At 46.0% G+C, this 18,505-nt stretch carries 17 protein-coding genes; 14 read left to right on the forward strand and 3 right to left on the reverse strand.

Translation table 11 applies throughout. The features are described 5' to 3' along the window. Positions 1–3 precede the first annotated feature (3 nt). Positions 4–771: a tRNA pseudouridine(65) synthase TruC gene (gene truC / locus KIV40_RS06665; protein ID WP_285348375.1), complete on the forward strand. Its 768-nt coding sequence runs from the start codon at positions 4–6 to the stop codon at positions 769–771. A gap of 95 nt (positions 772–866) precedes the next feature. Here truC and KIV40_RS06670 read toward each other — a convergent pair whose 3' ends face one another. The 3 genes from KIV40_RS06670 to map all read right to left on the reverse strand — a co-directional run bounded on the left by KIV40_RS06670 (position 867) and on the right by map (position 5,006). Further along, positions 867–1,250, reverse strand: a complete 384-nt coding sequence (locus tag KIV40_RS06670; protein ID WP_005431713.1) for a DUF3461 family protein — start codon at positions 1,248–1,250, stop codon at positions 867–869. Positions 1,251–1,402: 152 nt separating this feature from the next. After that, positions 1,403–4,027, reverse strand: coding sequence for a bifunctional uridylyltransferase/uridylyl-removing protein GlnD (gene glnD / locus KIV40_RS06675; RefSeq protein WP_285348377.1), 2,625 nt, complete (start codon positions 4,025–4,027; stop codon positions 1,403–1,405). Between the two features lie 100 nt (positions 4,028–4,127). Continuing rightward, positions 4,128–5,006 carry a type I methionyl aminopeptidase gene (map, locus tag KIV40_RS06680; RefSeq protein ID WP_005431715.1) on the reverse strand — a complete coding sequence of 293 codons (879 nt, stop codon included), beginning with the start codon at positions 5,004–5,006 and terminating at the stop codon, positions 4,128–4,130. A 396-nt stretch (positions 5,007–5,402) separates the two neighbouring features. On the opposite strand from map, the gene rpsB reads away from it, so the two are divergent. The 13 genes from rpsB to lpxA all read left to right on the forward strand — a co-directional run bounded on the left by rpsB (position 5,403) and on the right by lpxA (position 18,404). Beyond that, entirely contained in the window at positions 5,403–6,131 is a 729-nt protein-coding gene (gene rpsB, locus KIV40_RS06685; protein WP_041853288.1) for a 30S ribosomal protein S2, read from the forward strand. 131 nt (positions 6,132–6,262) lie between these two features. Beyond that, a complete protein-coding gene (gene tsf, locus KIV40_RS06690; RefSeq protein WP_005436775.1) occupies positions 6,263–7,108 on the forward strand; it encodes a translation elongation factor Ts in 846 nt (281 codons plus the stop codon). 153 nt (positions 7,109–7,261) lie between these two features. Continuing rightward, positions 7,262–7,993, forward strand: a complete 732-nt coding sequence (gene pyrH / locus KIV40_RS06695; RefSeq protein WP_012128697.1) for a UMP kinase — start codon at positions 7,262–7,264, stop codon at positions 7,991–7,993. A 95-nt stretch (positions 7,994–8,088) separates the two neighbouring features. Next, entirely contained in the window at positions 8,089–8,646 is a 558-nt protein-coding gene (gene frr / locus KIV40_RS06700; protein WP_012128696.1) for a ribosome recycling factor, read from the forward strand. Positions 8,647–8,742: 96 nt separating this feature from the next. Then, complete coding sequence (locus KIV40_RS06705; protein WP_285348381.1) at positions 8,743–9,498, forward strand: isoprenyl transferase; 756 nt, start codon at positions 8,743–8,745, stop codon at positions 9,496–9,498. 12 nt (positions 9,499–9,510) lie between these two features. Continuing rightward, positions 9,511–10,353, forward strand: coding sequence for a phosphatidate cytidylyltransferase (locus KIV40_RS06710; RefSeq protein ID WP_285348383.1), 843 nt, complete (start codon positions 9,511–9,513; stop codon positions 10,351–10,353). Between the two features lie 51 nt (positions 10,354–10,404). Then, complete coding sequence (gene ispC, locus KIV40_RS06715) at positions 10,405–11,610, forward strand: 1-deoxy-D-xylulose-5-phosphate reductoisomerase (protein ID WP_285348384.1); 1,206 nt, start codon at positions 10,405–10,407, stop codon at positions 11,608–11,610. Further along, positions 11,610–12,968: a sigma E protease regulator RseP gene (gene rseP, locus KIV40_RS06720; protein WP_285348385.1), complete on the forward strand. Its 1,359-nt coding sequence runs from the start codon at positions 11,610–11,612 to the stop codon at positions 12,966–12,968. The genes ispC and rseP overlap by 1 nt, the downstream gene beginning before the upstream one ends. A gap of 44 nt (positions 12,969–13,012) precedes the next feature. After that, the gene (bamA, locus tag KIV40_RS06725; RefSeq protein ID WP_285348386.1) at positions 13,013–15,427 is read left to right on the forward strand and encodes an outer membrane protein assembly factor BamA; all 2,415 of its coding nucleotides are present in this window, start codon (positions 13,013–13,015) and stop codon (positions 15,425–15,427) included. 13 nt (positions 15,428–15,440) lie between these two features. After that, on the forward strand, positions 15,441–15,950 hold the full coding sequence (locus tag KIV40_RS06730; RefSeq protein WP_005529354.1) for an OmpH family outer membrane protein: 510 nt from the start codon (positions 15,441–15,443) through the stop codon (positions 15,948–15,950). 6 nt (positions 15,951–15,956) lie between these two features. Then, the gene (gene lpxD, locus KIV40_RS06735; protein WP_012128690.1) at positions 15,957–16,988 is read left to right on the forward strand and encodes a UDP-3-O-(3-hydroxymyristoyl)glucosamine N-acyltransferase; all 1,032 of its coding nucleotides are present in this window, start codon (positions 15,957–15,959) and stop codon (positions 16,986–16,988) included. 173 nt (positions 16,989–17,161) lie between these two features. After that, positions 17,162–17,614: a 3-hydroxyacyl-ACP dehydratase FabZ gene (fabZ, locus tag KIV40_RS06740; RefSeq protein WP_009707417.1), complete on the forward strand. Its 453-nt coding sequence runs from the start codon at positions 17,162–17,164 to the stop codon at positions 17,612–17,614. Position 17,615: 1 nt separating this feature from the next. Beyond that, on the forward strand, positions 17,616–18,404 hold the full coding sequence (lpxA, locus tag KIV40_RS06745) for an acyl-ACP--UDP-N-acetylglucosamine O-acyltransferase (RefSeq protein ID WP_005430231.1): 789 nt from the start codon (positions 17,616–17,618) through the stop codon (positions 18,402–18,404). The last annotated feature ends 101 nt before the right edge of the window (positions 18,405–18,505 follow it).

An 18,505-nucleotide genomic window follows, 5' to 3' on the forward strand; every position in this document is an offset into this window, starting at 1 on the left:
TCAATGTCAGAACAAGAAATATCACCATCTGTTGACCCCGTTGTATTAGAGATCGTTTATCAGGACGAGTACTTTGTTGCGGTGAACAAACCTGCAGGTATGTTAGTCCATCGCAGTTGGTTGGATAAGCATGAGACTCAATTCGTGATGCAAACGCTACGCGATCAAATTGGTCAGCATGTTTTCCCATTGCACCGTTTGGATCGTCCTACTTCTGGTGTGCTTGTGTTTGCTTTGTCCAGTGAAGTGGCATCGCAAGTCATGCCAATGTTTGCAGAGCATAAGATGGAGAAGACCTATCACGCGATCGTTCGTGGCTGGATCGAAGAAGAGGGTGTGCTAGATTACGCTCTGAAAGTTGAACTCGATAAGATCGCCGATAAGTTTGCTTCGCAAGAGAAAGAAGCACAAGAAGCAGTAACGGCATACAAACCGCTAGCAAAAGTGGAAGTACCTTATTCAACGGGTAAGTTCCCAACCACGCGCTACTGTTTGATGGAAATGAAGCCAAAGACAGGGCGTAAGCACCAGCTGCGTCGTCATATGGCTCACCTGCGTCATCCTATTGTTGGTGATACAACACATGGTGATGGTAAGCACAACAAGTTGTATCGCACGGAATTCGACTCTCACCGACTGTTGCTGCATGCATCAGAGCTGCGCTTTGTGCATCCGTTTACCGACGAAAAAATCGTGATGAAAGCCAATATCGATGAGACTTGGCAGCAGTTGATCACTCGATTTGAGTGGGATGAATCGTTGGTAAAATAATGCGCTTAGATTGAGCTGTGCCGGCGAAAGATAAGACGAGAAAGGGGTTGGTATGTATACCGACCCCTTTTTTAATTACTGAGGAATGAAACGGACTATTTTAGTTTTTCCAGATCCGCCTCGATCTCTGCGATCTTGCTAGAAACGACTTTTTCCAGATGGCGAAGATCAGAGAGAATTTTCTCTTTCACATCCACTTCAGTCGTTTTCGCTGGCTTGGTGATCTTATTCAGTTCATCGATAACCAGCGTGAGGTTGCGGTTGATTTCCGTGACTTCTTTGTATTTGTGACTGCCGCTGTCTACCAGCACGCTTTTGACTTGGCGAGGGTACTTGAACTTTACACTCTTAGCGAAAAACTCGCCTTTCTGCTTGTGGAAGTAGATCTTTAGGACGTCTTTGTGTGCTTCTTGGCGTAGGGAATAACGTTCAATCTGTTTTGGATCGTGGATGCCCAAACCAGTGAGGTGGGGATACATAGGCTACCTCTGTGTATTGAATTGGAGTCAATACAACTGTAGCAGCCCATTTATGAGCTAGATAGCTGATATTTCATCAAATTGCTCAACTTGTGGGCAAGATCGCTATCACTCTTGCCCACCTTAGTTGTTGATGAAACTTATGTTTTTACTTAGGCTGAAACTGAGTCAGACAATTTCTCTATCAGCTTCTCACGCAGTTCAGTTTGCTGCTCTTCACTTAGCCTGCCGCCTGCTTCACTGGTTAGGATAAACAAGTCTTCTGCACGCTCACCTATGGTGGTGATTTTTGCTGCATGGAGGTTAATGCCAAAGTCTGCGAAGGTACGTCCCACTTTTGCCAACAGTCCCGGCGTATCGAGAGCGACAAACTCCATTAAAGTACGCTTTTTGCTCTTAGTAGGTAGGAAGTCAACTTTGGTTTTTACATTAAAGTGCTGGAGCTTATTTGGTGTACGACGCGTTTTAATTTTTGTCGGACGACCGTCTTCCAATACGTGAGTAATGTGCTTAGTCACGGCACTATGGCGGCCCTCTTCAATCGCTTTACCGTGTTGATCCAGTACCATAAAAGTATCGAGCACATAGCCGTCTTTGCTTGTCATGATCTGCGCGTCGTGTACGTTGAAGTTGCGGCGGTCAAGCTCCGCTACAACGGTAGCAAACAATGCGGGTTGGTCTGGGCTATAGACGAACACTTCAGTACCACCACGCGTGGCTTTTTTGCTGATAAGCACCAGAGGTTTGCTCGTGTCTTCCATGCGCAGTAGGTTTTCGCAGTGCCAAGCGATTTGCTTATGGGTGTGACGCAAAAAGTAATCGGCTTTAAAGCGCTGCCACAGAACTTCAATTTCGCGCGCAGAGAAGCCCTCTTTGCGCAGCTGGGCAGAGGCCATTTGTTGGTTGTGGCGAATACGTTCGCGTACATCCACTGGGTTCTCTAAGCCACGACGAAGCGCACGTTGGGTTGAATAGAATAATTCGGCGAGCAGGGTGCGTTTCCAGCTATTCCAAAGTTCTGGGTTGGTCGCGCAGATATCGGCTACCGTCAGACACACAAGGTATTCAAGGTACTCTTCATCACGAACTTGCTTGGCGAACTCGGTAATCACGTCTGGATCGTAAATATCACGACGTTGTGCCGTCACAGACATCAACAGATGATGCCTGACCAGCCAGCTAACCAGTTTCGCTTCTGGCTTAGACAAGCCGTGTTCGATACAAAAGTCATACGCTTCGCCTTCGCCAATCACTGAATGGTCACCGCCGCGGCCTTTACCGATGTCGTGGAAAATCGCCGCTAAAATCAGTAGTTCTTTTTTCTGGATTCGAGGATAAACTTCGCAGCAAATTGGATGCTTGCTGTGGTTCTCGGCGTAGCTAAAGGTATTGATGTGCTTGAGTAGACGAATACTGTGCTCATCTACGGTATACACATGGAAAAGGTCAAACTGCATCTGTCCGACAATTTGGCTCCACTGCGGTAGATACGCTGCGAGTACACCAAGTTTGTGCATTAGACTGAACGCTTTATGCAGCGCATTTGGATGACGACACAGCGCCATAAACTTTTCACGTGCTTCTGGAATGGTGTGCAAGAACTTGTTCAAACGACGACGTGCGGTACGTAACTGACGTAAAGTCGGTGGGCTGACGCCTTCAATGCTTGAATCGTTGGCGATATGCAGGAACATATCTAAAATCGTTTCTGGGCGTGCTTGGAAGAGTGCTGGTTTGCGTGCTTCGATCAGTGCGCCACGACGTTGGAAATCTTCATCGATGATTTCTGCGTCTTCGGAAGCGCCACCATTGATGATGGCTTGATCGAACAGCTTGAGTAGCATCTTATTCAACTCTGCCACACGACGAAGGGTACGGTAGAACTCCTTCATCATCATTTCGACACCGCGATTGCCTTCACCAACATAACCCAGATGTTCGGCCACTTGAGCCTGATGAGCGAAGGTCAGTCGGTTGTCATAACGACGCAGCTCGATATGCAGGGCAAAACGTACACGCCATAGGAAATCCTGACATTCAACCAACTCTCGGTATTCCGCATCGGTCAGGAAGCCATAGCGGCTCATTTCTAGTAACGAGGTTGCGCCAAAGTGACGACGTGCCACCCAGCTTAAAGTGTGAATATCACGCAAGCCACCCGGCGTGGACTTGATGTCGGGTTCGAGGTTGTAAGTGGTGTCATGGTAGCGCGCATGGCGTTCACGCTGCTCCTGAATCTTGGCACGGTAAAAAGTTTCGCTTGGCCAGAAAGAATCAGACAACACCACTTTCTTCAAAGCTTGGAAAGTGTCTTCACTGCCACACAACAAACGCGCTTCTTGTAGGTTTGTTGCAACGGTTAAATCTGCTCGGCCTATTTCTGCACATTCATCCACAGTACGCACAGCGTGGCCCACTTCGAGGCGTAAATCCCACAACAGGGTAATGAACTCACTGATTTTGGCTTCTAGCGCGTTTGGCAGTTTGTTATTCGACAGAATCAAAATGTCGATATCAGACAGAGGGTGTAACTCACCACGCCCGTAACCACCTACGGCAACTAATGAAATATTATGGATGTCTTTGAATCCAAAGTGTTGCCATAAACGATTGAGGAGTAAATCCATGTACTCAGCACGTGACAAAACGAGGTTCGTCACTGGGTGATGTTGAAGAAATTCTTCTTTTTGGTATGAACTGAATTTTTCGAGTTCTTGCTTAAGTTCGCCGATGTTGATCTGTTCATCGCTAAACGTAAGAGGAGACTGAAGGGTCATATTTGCTATCCGTGCAAGCTAAAAGTATTAGCAATCTAACAAATTTGCTGCAGATAAAAAATATCCCCGCATGGGCGGGGATATGGAAAGTGATGGGCGATTAGACGTTTTTCATCATTCGTGGAATGGTATCGTCGCTACGAAGTGTTAGTACTTCACAACCCTCTTTGGTTACCACGATAGTGTGTTCCCACTGTGCTGAGTTTTTACCGTCGCCAGTGTAAACCGTCCAGTCGTCTTGAGCGTCAACAGTACAACCGAACTTACCTGCGTTGATCATTGGCTCGATAGTAAAGCACATACCTTCTTTCAGTACGCGGCGGTCTTTGTTCTTGTAGTGAACTACTTGTGGCTCTTCGTGGAACTCATCGCCGATACCGTGACCACAGAAGTCTTTCACAATAGAGAACTTGTTACGAGGGTTGTTCTTATTGTTTTCTTTGATGTACTTCTCGATAGCGGTACCGATGTCACCAACCGTTGCGCCAGGCTTCACTTGACGCATACCGATGTACAGAGACTCTTGAGCCACCATGCACAGACGTTTGTTTGCAGGTGATACATCACCAACTAGGAACATCTTAGAAGTGTCACCGTGGTAACCTTGTGGACGAACGCTTAGGTCTGCGTTTTCATCGTTAGGAACGATAACCGTGATATCAACATTGATGATGTCGCCATCTTTAAGTACAGCTGGCTTCATTTGGCCGTTTGCACCTTTTTCGTCTTGCGCCGCAGGAATACCGTGACAAACGATGTGGTTGATTGACGTACAGATTGATTTAGGGAATCCATGGTAATCAAGCGGTGCAGAGTAAGCGCCTCGCTCTAGAGCGTAATCGTGACAGATTTGGTTTAATTCGTCTGTCGTCACACCCGCTTTAATATGGGGTTCGATCATTTCTAGAGTATCTGCGGCTAGCTTGCCCGCAATACGCATGCGTTCGATTTCTTCAGCAGTTTTAATCTTGATTGACATTGGCTTTCTCTATTTATTCGTAAGCACGCAAACGTGCGAATGCGCGCATTCTATCAGACATCTTGCAGTTAACCCAAGCCAGTTAAGAATATGAGTCATTCTTACTTGTAGTCTAGTCATGGAATTTAAGAGAGAATAGGGGTGAGTGTGATAGGTAAATTAGAATTGTAAGAAACAATTTTTACTAGCCATGTTGGGCTAAAATATGGTATAAAGCGCGCCGGAATCGAGGACTGTTCTCTTTACTTTTCGTTAGAGAAGTGGCGAAGCAGGCTTCTTCCGATTAACTTTTATCTTTAAATCACACACATTCCGTCACATGTTCCGGGGTGCTGAGCAGAAGCTTGGTCGGAATTATGGGGGATGTGGAGGCCTAACCCCATAGAGGATTTTAAAATGGCAACTGTATCAATGCGCGATATGCTGAAAGCTGGTGTTCACTTCGGTCACCAAACTCGTTACTGGAACCCAAAAATGAAGCCATTCATCTTTGGTGCTCGTAACCGCGTTCACATCATCAACCTAGAAAAAACTGTACCAATGTTCAACGAAGCTCTAGCTGAACTAGCTAAAGTTGGCGAGAAGAAAGGTAAAGTTCTATTCGTAGGTACTAAGCGCGCTGCATCTGAAGCTGTTAAAGAAGCTGCAATCGCAAGCAACCAATACTACGTTAACAACCGTTGGTTGGGCGGCATGCTAACGAACTACAAAACAGTTCGTCAGTCAATCAAACGTCTAAAAGATTTCGAAGCACAAGCACAAGACGGTACTTTCGAAAAACTAACTAAGAAAGAAGCTCTAATGCGTACTCGTGAAATGGAGAAGCTAGAGAAATCTCTTGGTGGTATCAAAGATATGGGCGGCCTACCAGACGCTCTATTCGTAATCGACGCTGATCACGAGCACATTGCAATTAAAGAAGCTAACAACCTAGGTATTCCAGTATACGCTGTGGTAGATACTAACTCTAACCCAGACGGCGTTGACTACATCATCCCAGGTAACGACGACGCGATCCGCGCAGTTCAACTATACCTAAACGCTGCAGCTTCTGCAGTGACTGAAGGTCGCAACAAAGATGTTGCAGTAGTTGCTGAAAAAGACGGTTTCGTAGAAGCTGAATAATAGCGGCTCTGTGTCACACTTAGTCCATGTGAAACCTTGTTGTTGCATAGACTGAGTTATAGTTAGCAATGGGGGCCGACAATGTAGGCCCCTGTTTTTTACCTTATTTTGAATCAAACGAGGAATAGAGAATGGCAACTGTAACTGCTGCTCTAGTTAAAGAACTTCGCGAGCGCACTGGCGCTGGCATGATGGAATGTAAGAAAGCGCTTGTAGAAGCAAACGCTGACATCGAACTAGCAATTGAAAACATGCGTAAATCAGGCGCAGCGAAAGCAGCTAAAAAAGCTGGTAACGTTGCAGCTGAAGGCGCAATCATCATCAAAGAAGAAAACGGCGTTGCTGTTCTTCTTGAAGTTAACTGCCAAACTGACTTCGTTGCTAAAGACGGTAACTTCACTGCATTCGCAGACAAAGTAGCACTTGACGCTCTAGCGACTAAAGCTACTGCTGAAGAGCTAGTTGCTAAGTTCGAAGAAGAGCGCGTAGCTCTTGTTGCTAAAATCGGCGAAAACATCAACATCCGTCGCGTTGCTTACGTTGAAGGTACTGCAATCGCTTCTTACCGTCACGGTGAGAAAATCGGTGTTGTTGTTGCTGGTGAAGGCGACGCAGAAACTCTTAAGCACGTTGCAATGCACGTTGCTGCTTCTAAGCCTGAGTTCGTTAACCCAGAAGACGTACCAGCTGACGTAGTTGCTAAAGAGAAAGAAGTTCAAGTTGAAATCGCTATGAACGAAGGCAAGCCACAAGAGATCGCTGAGAAGATGGTTATCGGCCGCATGAAGAAATTCACTGGCGAAATCTCTCTAACTGGTCAAGCTTTCATCATGGAACCTAAGAAATCTGTTGGCGAAATGCTAAAAGAGAAAGGTGCTTCTGTTGCTACATTCGTTCGCCTAGAAGTAGGTGAAGGTATCGAGAAAGCAGCTGAAATGAGCTTCGCAGAAGAAGTAGCACTAGCTCAAAAAGGTTAATCCTTAGAGAGTTGTGTAAATATTAGACCGTAGCCAAGGCTGCGGTCTTTTTACGAAAAAGCGGCAAAAACTTAGCCGTGATGAATAGCTATAAGTAACCTTGTGTCTATTCATGACTGTTAATCGACAACTCTCTTTTGGAAGGTAAACTCCATGACTACGAACCCTAAACCAGCGTATCAACGTATTCTATTAAAACTGAGTGGTGAAGCTCTTCAAGGCGAAGAAGGTTTTGGTATTGACCCAGCGGTTCTTGACCGTATGGCTCAAGAAGTGAAAGAGCTGGTTGAACTGGGTGTTCAAGTTGGTGTGGTAATCGGCGGTGGTAACCTGTTCCGTGGTGCTGGTCTTGCGGAAGCGGGTATGAACCGTGTAGTAGGCGACCACATGGGTATGCTTGCAACGGTAATGAACGGTCTAGCAATGCGTGATGCACTTCACCGTGCTTACGTAAACGCTCGTGTAATGTCTGCAATTCCTCTAAAAGGCGTGTGTGACGACTACAATTGGGCAGACGCTATCCGCGAACTTCGCCAAGGCCGTGTAGTAATCTTCTCTGCAGGTACTGGTAACCCGTTCTTCACTACAGATTCAGCAGCGTGTCTACGCGGTATCGAAATCGAAGCTGACGTAGTGCTAAAAGCAACGAAAGTTGATGGCGTATTTACTGCTGACCCAGTAGCAAACCCAGACGCAGAGCTGTATGATAAGCTATCTTACACAGAAGTTCTGGATAAAGAACTGAAAGTAATGGACTTGGCTGCGTTCACACTTGCTCGTGACCACAAAATGCCAATCCGTGTATTTAACATGAACAAACCAGGCGCACTACGTCGCGTGGTTATGGGTGAAGCTGAAGGCACGCTGATCAATGCTGACGCATAATCCTAATCGCCATCCACGCTAGGTTGGATGGCGTTTCGCTTTGCTCAACCCTTTTAGGCTTTCTTCAGGAAAGATGACATTTTTAAGGTGAAACCGTGATTAACGAAATCAATAAAGACGCGCAAGAGCGCATGGACAAAAGCGTTGAAGCGCTAAAGAACAACCTTTCTAAAGTTCGTACTGGCCGCGCGCACCCAAGCCTACTATCTGGTATCTCTGTAGAGTACTACGGTGCTCCTACTCCTCTTAACCAAGTAGCAAACGTTGTTGCAGAAGACGCTCGTACTCTAGCAATCACAGTTTTCGACAAAGAACTAACTCAAAAAGTTGAAAAAGCGATCATGATGTCTGACCTTGGCCTAAACCCAATGTCTGCTGGCACAATCATTCGCGTTCCACTTCCACCGCTAACAGAAGAGCGTCGTAAAGACCTAGTTAAGATTGTTCGTGGTGAAGCTGAGGGCTCACGTGTTGCTGTTCGTAACATCCGTCGTGACGCAAACAGCGACCTAAAAGGTCTTCTAAAAGATAAAGAAATCTCTGAAGACGAAGATCGTAAAGCGCAAGACGAAATTCAAAAACTGACTGACGTAGCAGTTAAGAAGATCGACGAAGTTCTTGCTGCTAAAGAAAAAGAGTTGATGGAAGTTTAATACTCCCACCCACATCACTGTTGGAAAACGCTGTGCTCACAGTGCAGCGTTTTTTTGTGTTAGTCTATCCAACTGATGGAACTCAATTAACTCCCTATGCAAAATTCTCAAGCCTTCTCTGATTCCCTCCCTAAGCATATTGCCATCATTATGGACGGTAATGGCCGTTGGGCTAAGTCCAAAGGAAAACCTCGCGTATTCGGTCATAAAAAAGGCGTTAACGCCGTTCGCAAGACCGTTGCTGCAGCTTCTAAACTCGGTATTAAAGCCATGACGTTGTTCGCTTTTAGTAGTGAAAACTGGCGTCGCCCTGAGGAAGAAGTGGGTCTGTTGATGGAGCTGTTCATTTCGGTACTTTCTAGCGAAGTGAAAAAGCTGCATAAAAACAACTTACGCCTGCGTGTCATTGGTGATACCAGCCGCTTTAGTGAGCGACTGCAAGGTAAAATTGCGGAAGCAGAAGCACTGACGGCAAACAACACGGGTATGGTGATAAACATTGCGGCTAACTATGGCGGCAAATGGGATATCACAGAGGCGGCAAAAACGTTGGCGTTAAAAGCGCGTAACGGTGAGATCCGTGTAGAGGATATCAATGAGCAGCTGATTACCCAGCATCTAACAATGGCAGACCTTCCAGAAGTGGATCTTTTGATCCGTACAAGTGGAGAGTGTCGCATTAGTAACTTCATGCTGTGGCAAATGGCGTATGCTGAAATGTACTTTACTCCGGAGTACTGGCCAGAGTTTGGCGAAGACAGCTTAGTAGAAGCTGTAACTTGGTTTATTAACCGAGAGCGTCGCTTTGGTTGTACTGGCGAGCAAGTAAAGGCATTGATGTCTGCTCAATAAGGACTAGTTAGTTTGAAACAGAGAATAATAACAGCACTAATTTTAGCTCCCCTTGTAATTTTAGGTATTTTTAAATTACCCCTAATCGGCTTCATCATCGCTTTGACGGCGATTACGCTATTAGGTTTTTGGGAGTGGACCCAGTTTACAGAAAGCAAATCACGCATCGCTGCCCTAGTACCAGCAGTTGTCGTAACCGGACTCAGTTTTCTATTCATTTCGCCTGATGCAGTAAGCCTTAACCAACTGGCAGCACCGTATTACACAGTTTTAGCGCTCGGTTTTGTTTGGTGGATTATCGCCAGCACAATGGCCATTACTTACCCTAAAACCACCAACCTATGGCAAGGCAGCAAAGCGCTTCGTCATGTGTTTGGTTTTCTGACTTTGATCCCTTTCCTTTGGAGCGTGATCATTCTTAGAGCTTCCGATATTTCAGTAGATCCATACCACGGCGCAAAACTTGTGCTGTATGTTTGCTTCTTGGTATGGGCTGCAGACAGTGGCGCTTACTTTGCTGGTAAAAGCATGGGTAAACGTAAAATGGCGCCGCATGTGAGTCCAAACAAGACTATCGAAGGTTTGATTGGCGGCATCATCGCAGCATTGATTGTTGGTTGGTTGTTCGCAGGTTGGTTTGATATCCAATTCACCAGCCCAGTTCACATGGTGATCATTACATTGATTACGGTTGTGATTTCCGTACTTGGTGACCTAGTAGAAAGCATGTTCAAACGTGTTTCAGGCATCAAAGACAGCAGCAATATTATTCCAGGACACGGCGGTATTCTTGATCGTATCGACAGCCTGACCGCTGCCTTCCCAGTATTTGCTCTTCTTTACTACGTATTCTAATTTATCGGGAGCGGCTTCGTCGCTCCTGAATTTTTCTAACGGTCTTACATCATGCAAAAGTTAACGATTCTTGGTGCAACAGGCTCAATCGGTGCAAGCACACTTAAAGTGGTTGAACAAAACCCTGAGCTGTTTTCTATCGTCGCATTAGCGGCAAGCACTAACGTTGAAAAGATGGTCGCGCTCTGCCGTAAATGGCAACCAAAATACGCTGTGATGGCGGATAAAGCGGCGGCATTGGCTCTGCAATCAGAACTGGCTTCTGTCTCGCCAAGCACTGAGGTGCTAGGTGGTGTTGATGCGCTTTGTCATGTGTCTTCCTTAGAAGAAGTCGACAGCGTGATGGCGGCTATCGTTGGTGCGGCTGGTTTGCTACCAACGATGGCGGCAGTGAAAGCCGGCAAGCGTGTGCTATTGGCAAACAAAGAAGCACTGGTGATGTCCGGTCAACTGTTCATTGACGCAGTAGAAGAACATGGCGCAGAGCTACTTCCAGTAGACAGCGAGCACAACGCGATCTTCCAGTGTTTACCTCAGCAAGTTCAAACCAGCCTAGGTCGTTGTAACTTAGAGGAGCATGGTATTTCATCAATTCTGCTAACTGGTTCTGGCGGTCCATTCCGTTATACCGACATCGCAGAGCTAGAGAAAGTAACCCCAGCACAAGCGATTGCTCACCCGAACTGGTCAATGGGTCCTAAGATCTCGGTTGATTCAGCAACCATGATGAACAAAGGTCTTGAGTACATTGAAGCGAAATGGCTGTTTAATGCGGCTCGTGAACAGTTGAAGGTGATTATTCACCCTCAGTCGGTGATTCACTCAATGGTGCAATACCGAGACGGTTCAGTCTTGGCGCAAATGGGCGAACCTGATATGGCAACTCCGATTGCGTTGACTATGTCTTACCCATCTCGTGTGGATGCTGGTGTGAAACCACTCGACGTTACTCAAGTGGGCGAGTTAACGTTCCTTCAACCCGATTTTGCTCGCTACCCATGTTTGAAGTTGGCGATTGATGCGTGTTACGAAGGCCAACATGCTACGACCGCTCTGAATGCAGCGAACGAAGTCGCAGTGGATGCTTTCTTAAATAACCGCTTAGGTTTCACTGATATCGCTCGCATCAATGAATCAGTTTTGAACAAAATCACGGCAAGCCATAAAAGTGAGAATGTGAATAGCTTGGAAAGCTTGATAGAGCTAGATAGAATGTCACGAACTATCGCCTTAGAATTTTTACGCGAGCGTAGCTAATGACTGGTATTTTGTGGAATTTGGTTTCTTTTATCGTTGCACTGGGCATCTTGGTTGCTGTGCACGAGTATGGTCACTTTTGGGTTGCGCGTCGTTGCGGTGTAAAAGTTGAAAAATTTTCTATCGGTTTCGGTAAGTCTATTTGGAGTAAAGTAGGCAAAGACGGAACTGAGTACAGCATCTCGATGATTCCGCTGGGCGGCTACGTCAAAATGGTGGACAGCCGTGTTGATCAAGTGCCTGAGCACGAAAAGCATTTGGCGTTTGACCAAAAGCCACTTTGGAAGCGCACATCGATTGTGGCTGCGGGTCCGATTTTCAATTTTCTCTTTGCCATTGTGGCGTACTGGCTGGTCTTTTTGATTGGTGTACCAGCAGTGAAGCCAGTAATTGGTGAAATTACGCCCAATTCAATCATTGCAGAAGCAGGAATTGAATCAGGGATGGAACTAAAATCCATCTCAGGTATCAAAACTCCGGACTGGGAATCAGTCAACATGGGATTAGTTTCTCATATCGGTGATGATTCGATGACAGTGACGCTATCTTCAGCAAACGAAGTTGGCTCAGAAGTCACGAAGACACTCGATATCCGTGATTGGAAATTTGATCCTGAAACACAATCTGCGATGCAGTCACTAGGCTTCAAACCGTACACTCCTGAGATTTACACGGAGCTAGCACAGGTGAGTGAAGGTGGTGCCGCTGAGAAAGCAGGCCTACAAGCTGGTGACAAAATCATCGAGATTGATGGTGAAAAGATTTCTAAATGGGATGACGTGGTTCAAGCCATTCGTTCTAACCCAGAAACACCAATTGATGTGATCGTGTTGCGTCAAGGTGATGAGCAGTCATTTACCTTGATTCCAGGTAGTCGTGAGCTAGCTAACAAAGAAACCGTTGGCTTCGCGGGTATCGCACCTGAAGTCGCAGAATGGCCAGAAAGTTATCGCTTCGAACTACAGTTTGGTGTATTCGAGTCTATTGGCAAAGCGATTGACAAGACTGGTCAAGTTATTGGACTTACAATCAGTATGCTTAAGAAACTGATTGTAGGTGACGTTGGTCTGAACAATTTGAGCGGACCAATATCTATTGCCAAAGGAGCAGGGGCGACCGCAGACTACGGTCTGGTCTACTTTTTAGGTTTTCTGGCACTAATTAGTGTTAACCTAGGTATTATTAACCTCGTTCCTTTACCAATGTTGGATGGTGGGCATCTACTGTTTTTCGCAATCGAAGCAGTCATCCGACGCCCAGTGCCTGAGAAAGTACAGGAAATGGGCTATCGAATTGGTGGTGCGATTATCTTCTCGCTCATGGCGTTAGCGCTATTTAATGATTTTACTCGTCTGTGATAGTTCAGAGACAAAAGCAGTAGCAAGGAATAATTAGAACAAGTATGGCGATTAAGCGAATTCTGTTTGCAAGTTTACTGGCGACCAGTGTATCTGCAAACGGAGCAGAGAACTTTGTAGTTCAAGATATTGAAATCGATGGATTGCAGCGTGTGGCACTGGGTGCAGCGTTGCTGAAAATGCCTGTACGTGTCGGTGATACCGTTTACCAAGGCGATGTTGCAGAGATCATTCGCGCATTGTACGCATCGGGTAACTTCGAAGATGTAAAAGTACTGCGTAATGGTGATGTTCTGGTTGTTCAAGTAAAAGAACGTCCAACTATTGCCAGCATCTCTTTCTCAGGCAACAAAGCAATCAAGGACGAGCAGCTACAAGAAAACCTGAATGCTTCTGGCGTTCGTGAAGGTGAAGCGCTTGACCGCACAACGCTGAGCAACATCGAAAAAGGTTTGGAAGACTTTTACTATAGTGTTGGTAAATACAACGCGACCGTAAAAGCGGTTGTTACTCCATTGCCTCGTAACCGTTCTGACTTGAAATTCGTCTTCACCGAAGGTGTATCGGCGAAAATTCAGCAAATCAACTTTATCGGCAATGAAGTCTTTTCTGATGAAGACCTTCTTTCTCGTTTCAACCTGAACGTTGACGTGCCTTGGTGGAACTTCCTAGCGGACGAAAAATATCAGAAGCAAGTACTTGCTGGTGATATCGAAGCGCTGAAGTCTTACTACCTAGACCGTGGTTATCTGAAATTTAACGTTGATTCGACACAAGTGGCGATTTCTCCTGACAAAAAAGGCGTATACATTACCCTTGGTCTTGAAGAAGGCGACGTGTACACCGTTAAAGACGTGAAATTCCGCGGTAATTTGATCGGTGAAGAAGCAACGTTCGAAAAGCTAGTACCTTTCGAAGACAACGAGACGTATAACGGCTCTCGTGTTACTTCGATGGAAGAAGGCATCAAGCGTGTGCTTGGTGAATCTGGTTACGCTTACCCACAAGTGAACACCATCCCTGAGTTCGACGATGAAAACAAACAAGTATCGCTTGTTGTAAACGTTGAGCCGGGTAACCGTATTTACGTACGTGACATTCGCTTTACGGGTAACAACTCGACCAAAGACGAAGTACTACGTCGTGAAATGCGTCAGATGGAAGGCAGCTGGCTAAACTCGAAATCAATCGAAACCGGTAAAACGCGTCTAAACCGTCTTGGTTACTTCGAGAACGTAGAAGTACAAACGGTACGTGTACCTGGCAGCGATGACCAAGTAGACCTAGTTTACTCTGTGAAAGAGGCCAACTCAGGCAGCGTGAACTTTGGTGTCGGCTATGGTACTGAATCGGGCGTGAGCTTCCAGGTTGGCCTACAACAAGACAACTTTATTGGTAGTGGTAACCGCGTTGGTATTAACGCGATGATGAACGACTACCAGAAAAACGTGAGCTTGGACTACCGTGACCCTTACTGGAACCTAGATGGTGTAAGTTTGGGTGGTAAGATCTTCTACGACGAGTTCGAAGCATCTGAAGCGGGTATCGTTGACTATACCAACCAAAGTTACGGCGCAAGTTTGACATGGGGTTTCCCATTCGACGAACTGAACCGCTTTGAGTTTGGTGTTGGTTACACTCACAACAAGATCGGTAATTTGTCACCTTACCTACAGGTAGAACAGTTCCTACAAGCGCAAGAAGGCAACATTGATTCTAGCGGCGCGTTGAACACAAATGACTTTGACTTCAACATCTCATGGACACGTAACAACCTAAACCGTGGCTACTTCCCAACAGCGGGTAACCACCAACGTGCATTCTATAAGATGACCGTACCTGGCTCTGACGTTCAATACTTCAAGATGCAGTATGATGTTCGTCAATACGTGCCATTGACTAAGAAACACGAGTTCACGCTCTTGTTCCGTGGTCGTCTAGGTTATGGTAACGGTTATGGTCAAACGGATGGCAACGATAACTTGTTCCCATTCTACGAAAACTACTACGCGGGTGGTTTTACAACACTACGTGGTTTCGGCTCGAACACAGTAGGTCCGAAAGCGGTTTATCGTGATTACTCTGGCTCGAACAATGGTGCAGATACAGCAACAGATGATGCTGTAGGTGGTAACGCTGTTGCACTTGCAAGCCTTGAGTTGATTGTTCCGACACCATTTGCTTCGGACGAAGTTCGTAACCAAATCCGTACCAGTATCTTCTTTGATATGGCAAGTGTTTGGGATACGGAGTTCGACTACCGCAGCTCAGGTGCGGAATACGGCGATCGCTACTACTACGATTACTCAGATCCAACCAACTACCGCTCATCTTACGGTGCGGCGTTGCAATGGATGTCTCCAATGGGGCCTCTAGTATTCTCGCTAGCGAAACCAATTAAGAAATATGATGGCGACGATGAAGAGTTCTTCACGTTCACTATCGGTAGAACCTTCTAAAGAGGAAAATATTTTGAATAAAATGATCAAAGCAGCTGGCCTAGGCCTTCTAGTACTTAGCTCTTCAATGTTTGCTAACGCGGCTGAAGCTGCTCAGAAAATTGCTTATGTAAATACTGCTCAAGTTTTCCAAGCGCTTCCTCAACGCGAAGTAGTTCTACAAAAAATGCAGAAAGACTTTAAGAGCAAAGCAGATGAGCTGAAATCTATCCAAGCGCAAGCTAAGACTAAGATTGAAAAGCTACAACGTGATGGTGAGCTTCTAGGTCAAGACGAAGTTGAAAAACTACGTATCGACATCGCTAAACTAGACAGCGAGTACAAAGTGAAGGCACAAGCTCTAGAGAAAGCAAGTGCACGTCGCGAAGCTGAAGAGAAAGCGAAGCTATTCAAGACTATCCAAGACGCAGTGAAGAAAGTAGCAACTAAGAAAGGCTACGATATGGTAATCGACATCTCTTCACTTCAGTACGGTAAGCCAGAATACAACATCTCTGAAGACGTAATTAAAGCTCTAAAATAAGAAGTTATGAAGACATTGACATTAGCCGAGTTGGCGACAATTACCGGGGGGGAGCTATTTGGTGACGAGTCTCTCGTTGTAAGCCGCGTAGCTCCAATGGATAAAGCACAAGAAGGTGATGTGACCTTCTTGTCTAACCCAAAATACGCAAAACACCTTTCTGAGTGCAACGCGACAGTTGTGATGGTGAAAGCCGATCACAAAGATCAATGTGTGGGTAACGCATTGGTTGTGGCTGACCCTTACATTGCTTTTGCTCGAGTAGTACAAGCAATGGACACCACTCCGAAGCCAGCTGACGAGATCGCACCAAGTGCCGTTATCGCAGCAGACGTGAAGATGGGTACTAACGTAACTATCGGTGCAAACGCAGTGATTGAAACGGGTGTAGAGCTGGGCGACAACGTAAGTATTGGCGCAGGTTGCTTTATCGGTAAAAACGCAAAGCTAGGTAACAACACCAAGCTTTGGGCTAATGTGACGATCTATCATGAAGTATCAATGGGTGATGACTGTCTAGTGCAATCTGGCACAGTCATTGGCTCTGATGGTTTCGGATACGCAAATGACAAAGGCGAGTGGATCAAAATCCCTCAGTTGGGTTCAGTGCGTATCGGTAACCGCGTTGAGATTGGTGCGTGTACGACAATTGACCGTGGTGCACTTGAAGATACCATCATTGAAGACAACGTAATTCTTGATAACCAACTTCAAATCGCTCATAACGTGCAGATCGGATATGGTACCGTGATGCCAGGTGGTACTATTGTTGCGGGCAGTACCAAAATTGGTAAGTACTGTCAGATCGGCGGCGCGTCGGTTCTGAATGGCCACATCACGATTGCAGATGGCGTAGCTATCACCGGTATGGGCATGGTTATGCGCAGTATCGAAGAGAAAGGTCTGTACTCATCAGGCATTCCACTGCAAACCAACCGAGAGTGGCGCAAGACGGCGACTCGAGTTCACCGCATTGACGAGATGAACAAACGTCTGAAAGCTGTTGAGAAACAGCTGGAAACGAAAGAAGAATCTTAGTTCCACATTCTGAACAAAGACTCGCGAAATGCGGGTCTTTTTCTTCTATAATGACGCGCTATAAGTAGATTTATCACCAAGCTGGTATACACTTTGCAGGCATTTCCTGATTAAGCGGCTTTTGCCGCTGCCTTGCCATCTTGGTTGTTGAGTATTGATATAGGAAGACGACTTTGACTACTGAAAAGAAAACGATGAACATCTCTGAAATTCAAGAGCTACTACCTCATCGCTACCCATTCTTATTGATCGACCGAGTGATTGACTTCCAAGAAGAGAAGTACCTTCACGCGATTAAAAACGTGTCGGTTAACGAACCTCAGTTCACAGGTCACTTTCCACAACTGCCAGTTTTCCCAGGTGTTCTTATTCTGGAAGCGATGGCGCAGGCGACAGGCTTACTTGCATTTAAATCATTTGGTGCGCCAACTGAAAACGAACTGTACTACTTTGCAAGTGTTGACGGTGCAAAATTCCGTAAACCAGTAGTACCAGGCGATCAAATGATTATTGAAGTAGAATTTCTGAAAGAGCGTCGCGGCATTGCTGCATTCAAAGGTGTAGCGAAAGTTGACGGCGAAGTAGTATGTTCAGCAGAGCTGAAGTGTGCTCGTCGAGAGTTTTAATATGATTCATGAAACCGCTAAAATCCACCCAGCTGCGGTGGTAGAAGAAGGCGCGAAAATTGGCGCCAACGTGACTGTTGGTCCATTCACTTACATCACCTCAACGGTGGAGATTGGTGAAGGCACAGAAGTGATGTCTCACGTAGTGATCAAAGGCCACACCAAAATTGGTAAAGATAACCGCATTTTCCCACATGCTGTGATTGGTGAAGAAAACCAAGACAAGAAGTACGGTGGCGAAGATACAACTGTGGTTATCGGTGACCGTAACGTGATTCGTGAAGCGGTTCAGGTTCACCGTGGTACGGTTCAAGACAAAGCAACAACAGTGATTGGTGACGACAACCTGCTTTGTGTAAACGCACACATCGCACATGACGTAGTCGTTGGTAACCATACTCACATTGGCAACAATGCGATCCTTGGTGGTCACGTAACGGTAGATGATCACGCAGGTGTGATGGCGCTTTCTGCGATTCATCCATTCTGTACGGTTGGTGCTTATGCTTACGTTGGCGGCTGTTCTGCAGTTGTTCAAGACGTACCAGCTTACGTGTTGGCTCAAGGTAACCACGCAACCCCATTTGGTTTGAACTTGGTTGGCTTGAAGCGTAATGGTTTCGAAAAACCAGAAATTCGTGCGCTGCAAAAAGCGTACAAAGAAATCTACCGTTCAGGTAAGACTCTGGAAGAAGTGAAACCAATCCTAGCTGAAATGGCACAAGAGTGGCCAGCAGTGAAACGTTTCTCAGATATTCTGGAAACAACGGAACGTGGCATTATTCGTTAATTAACGAATGAGCGGTTAAATTGAAAAGATCGCGCCCAAATTGGGCTGCGGTCTTTTTGTGTTTTATGGATAACGGTTTGTACGCTCCCAAAGGGCGAGCT

This window comes from Vibrio sp. D173a (assembly GCF_030248475.1).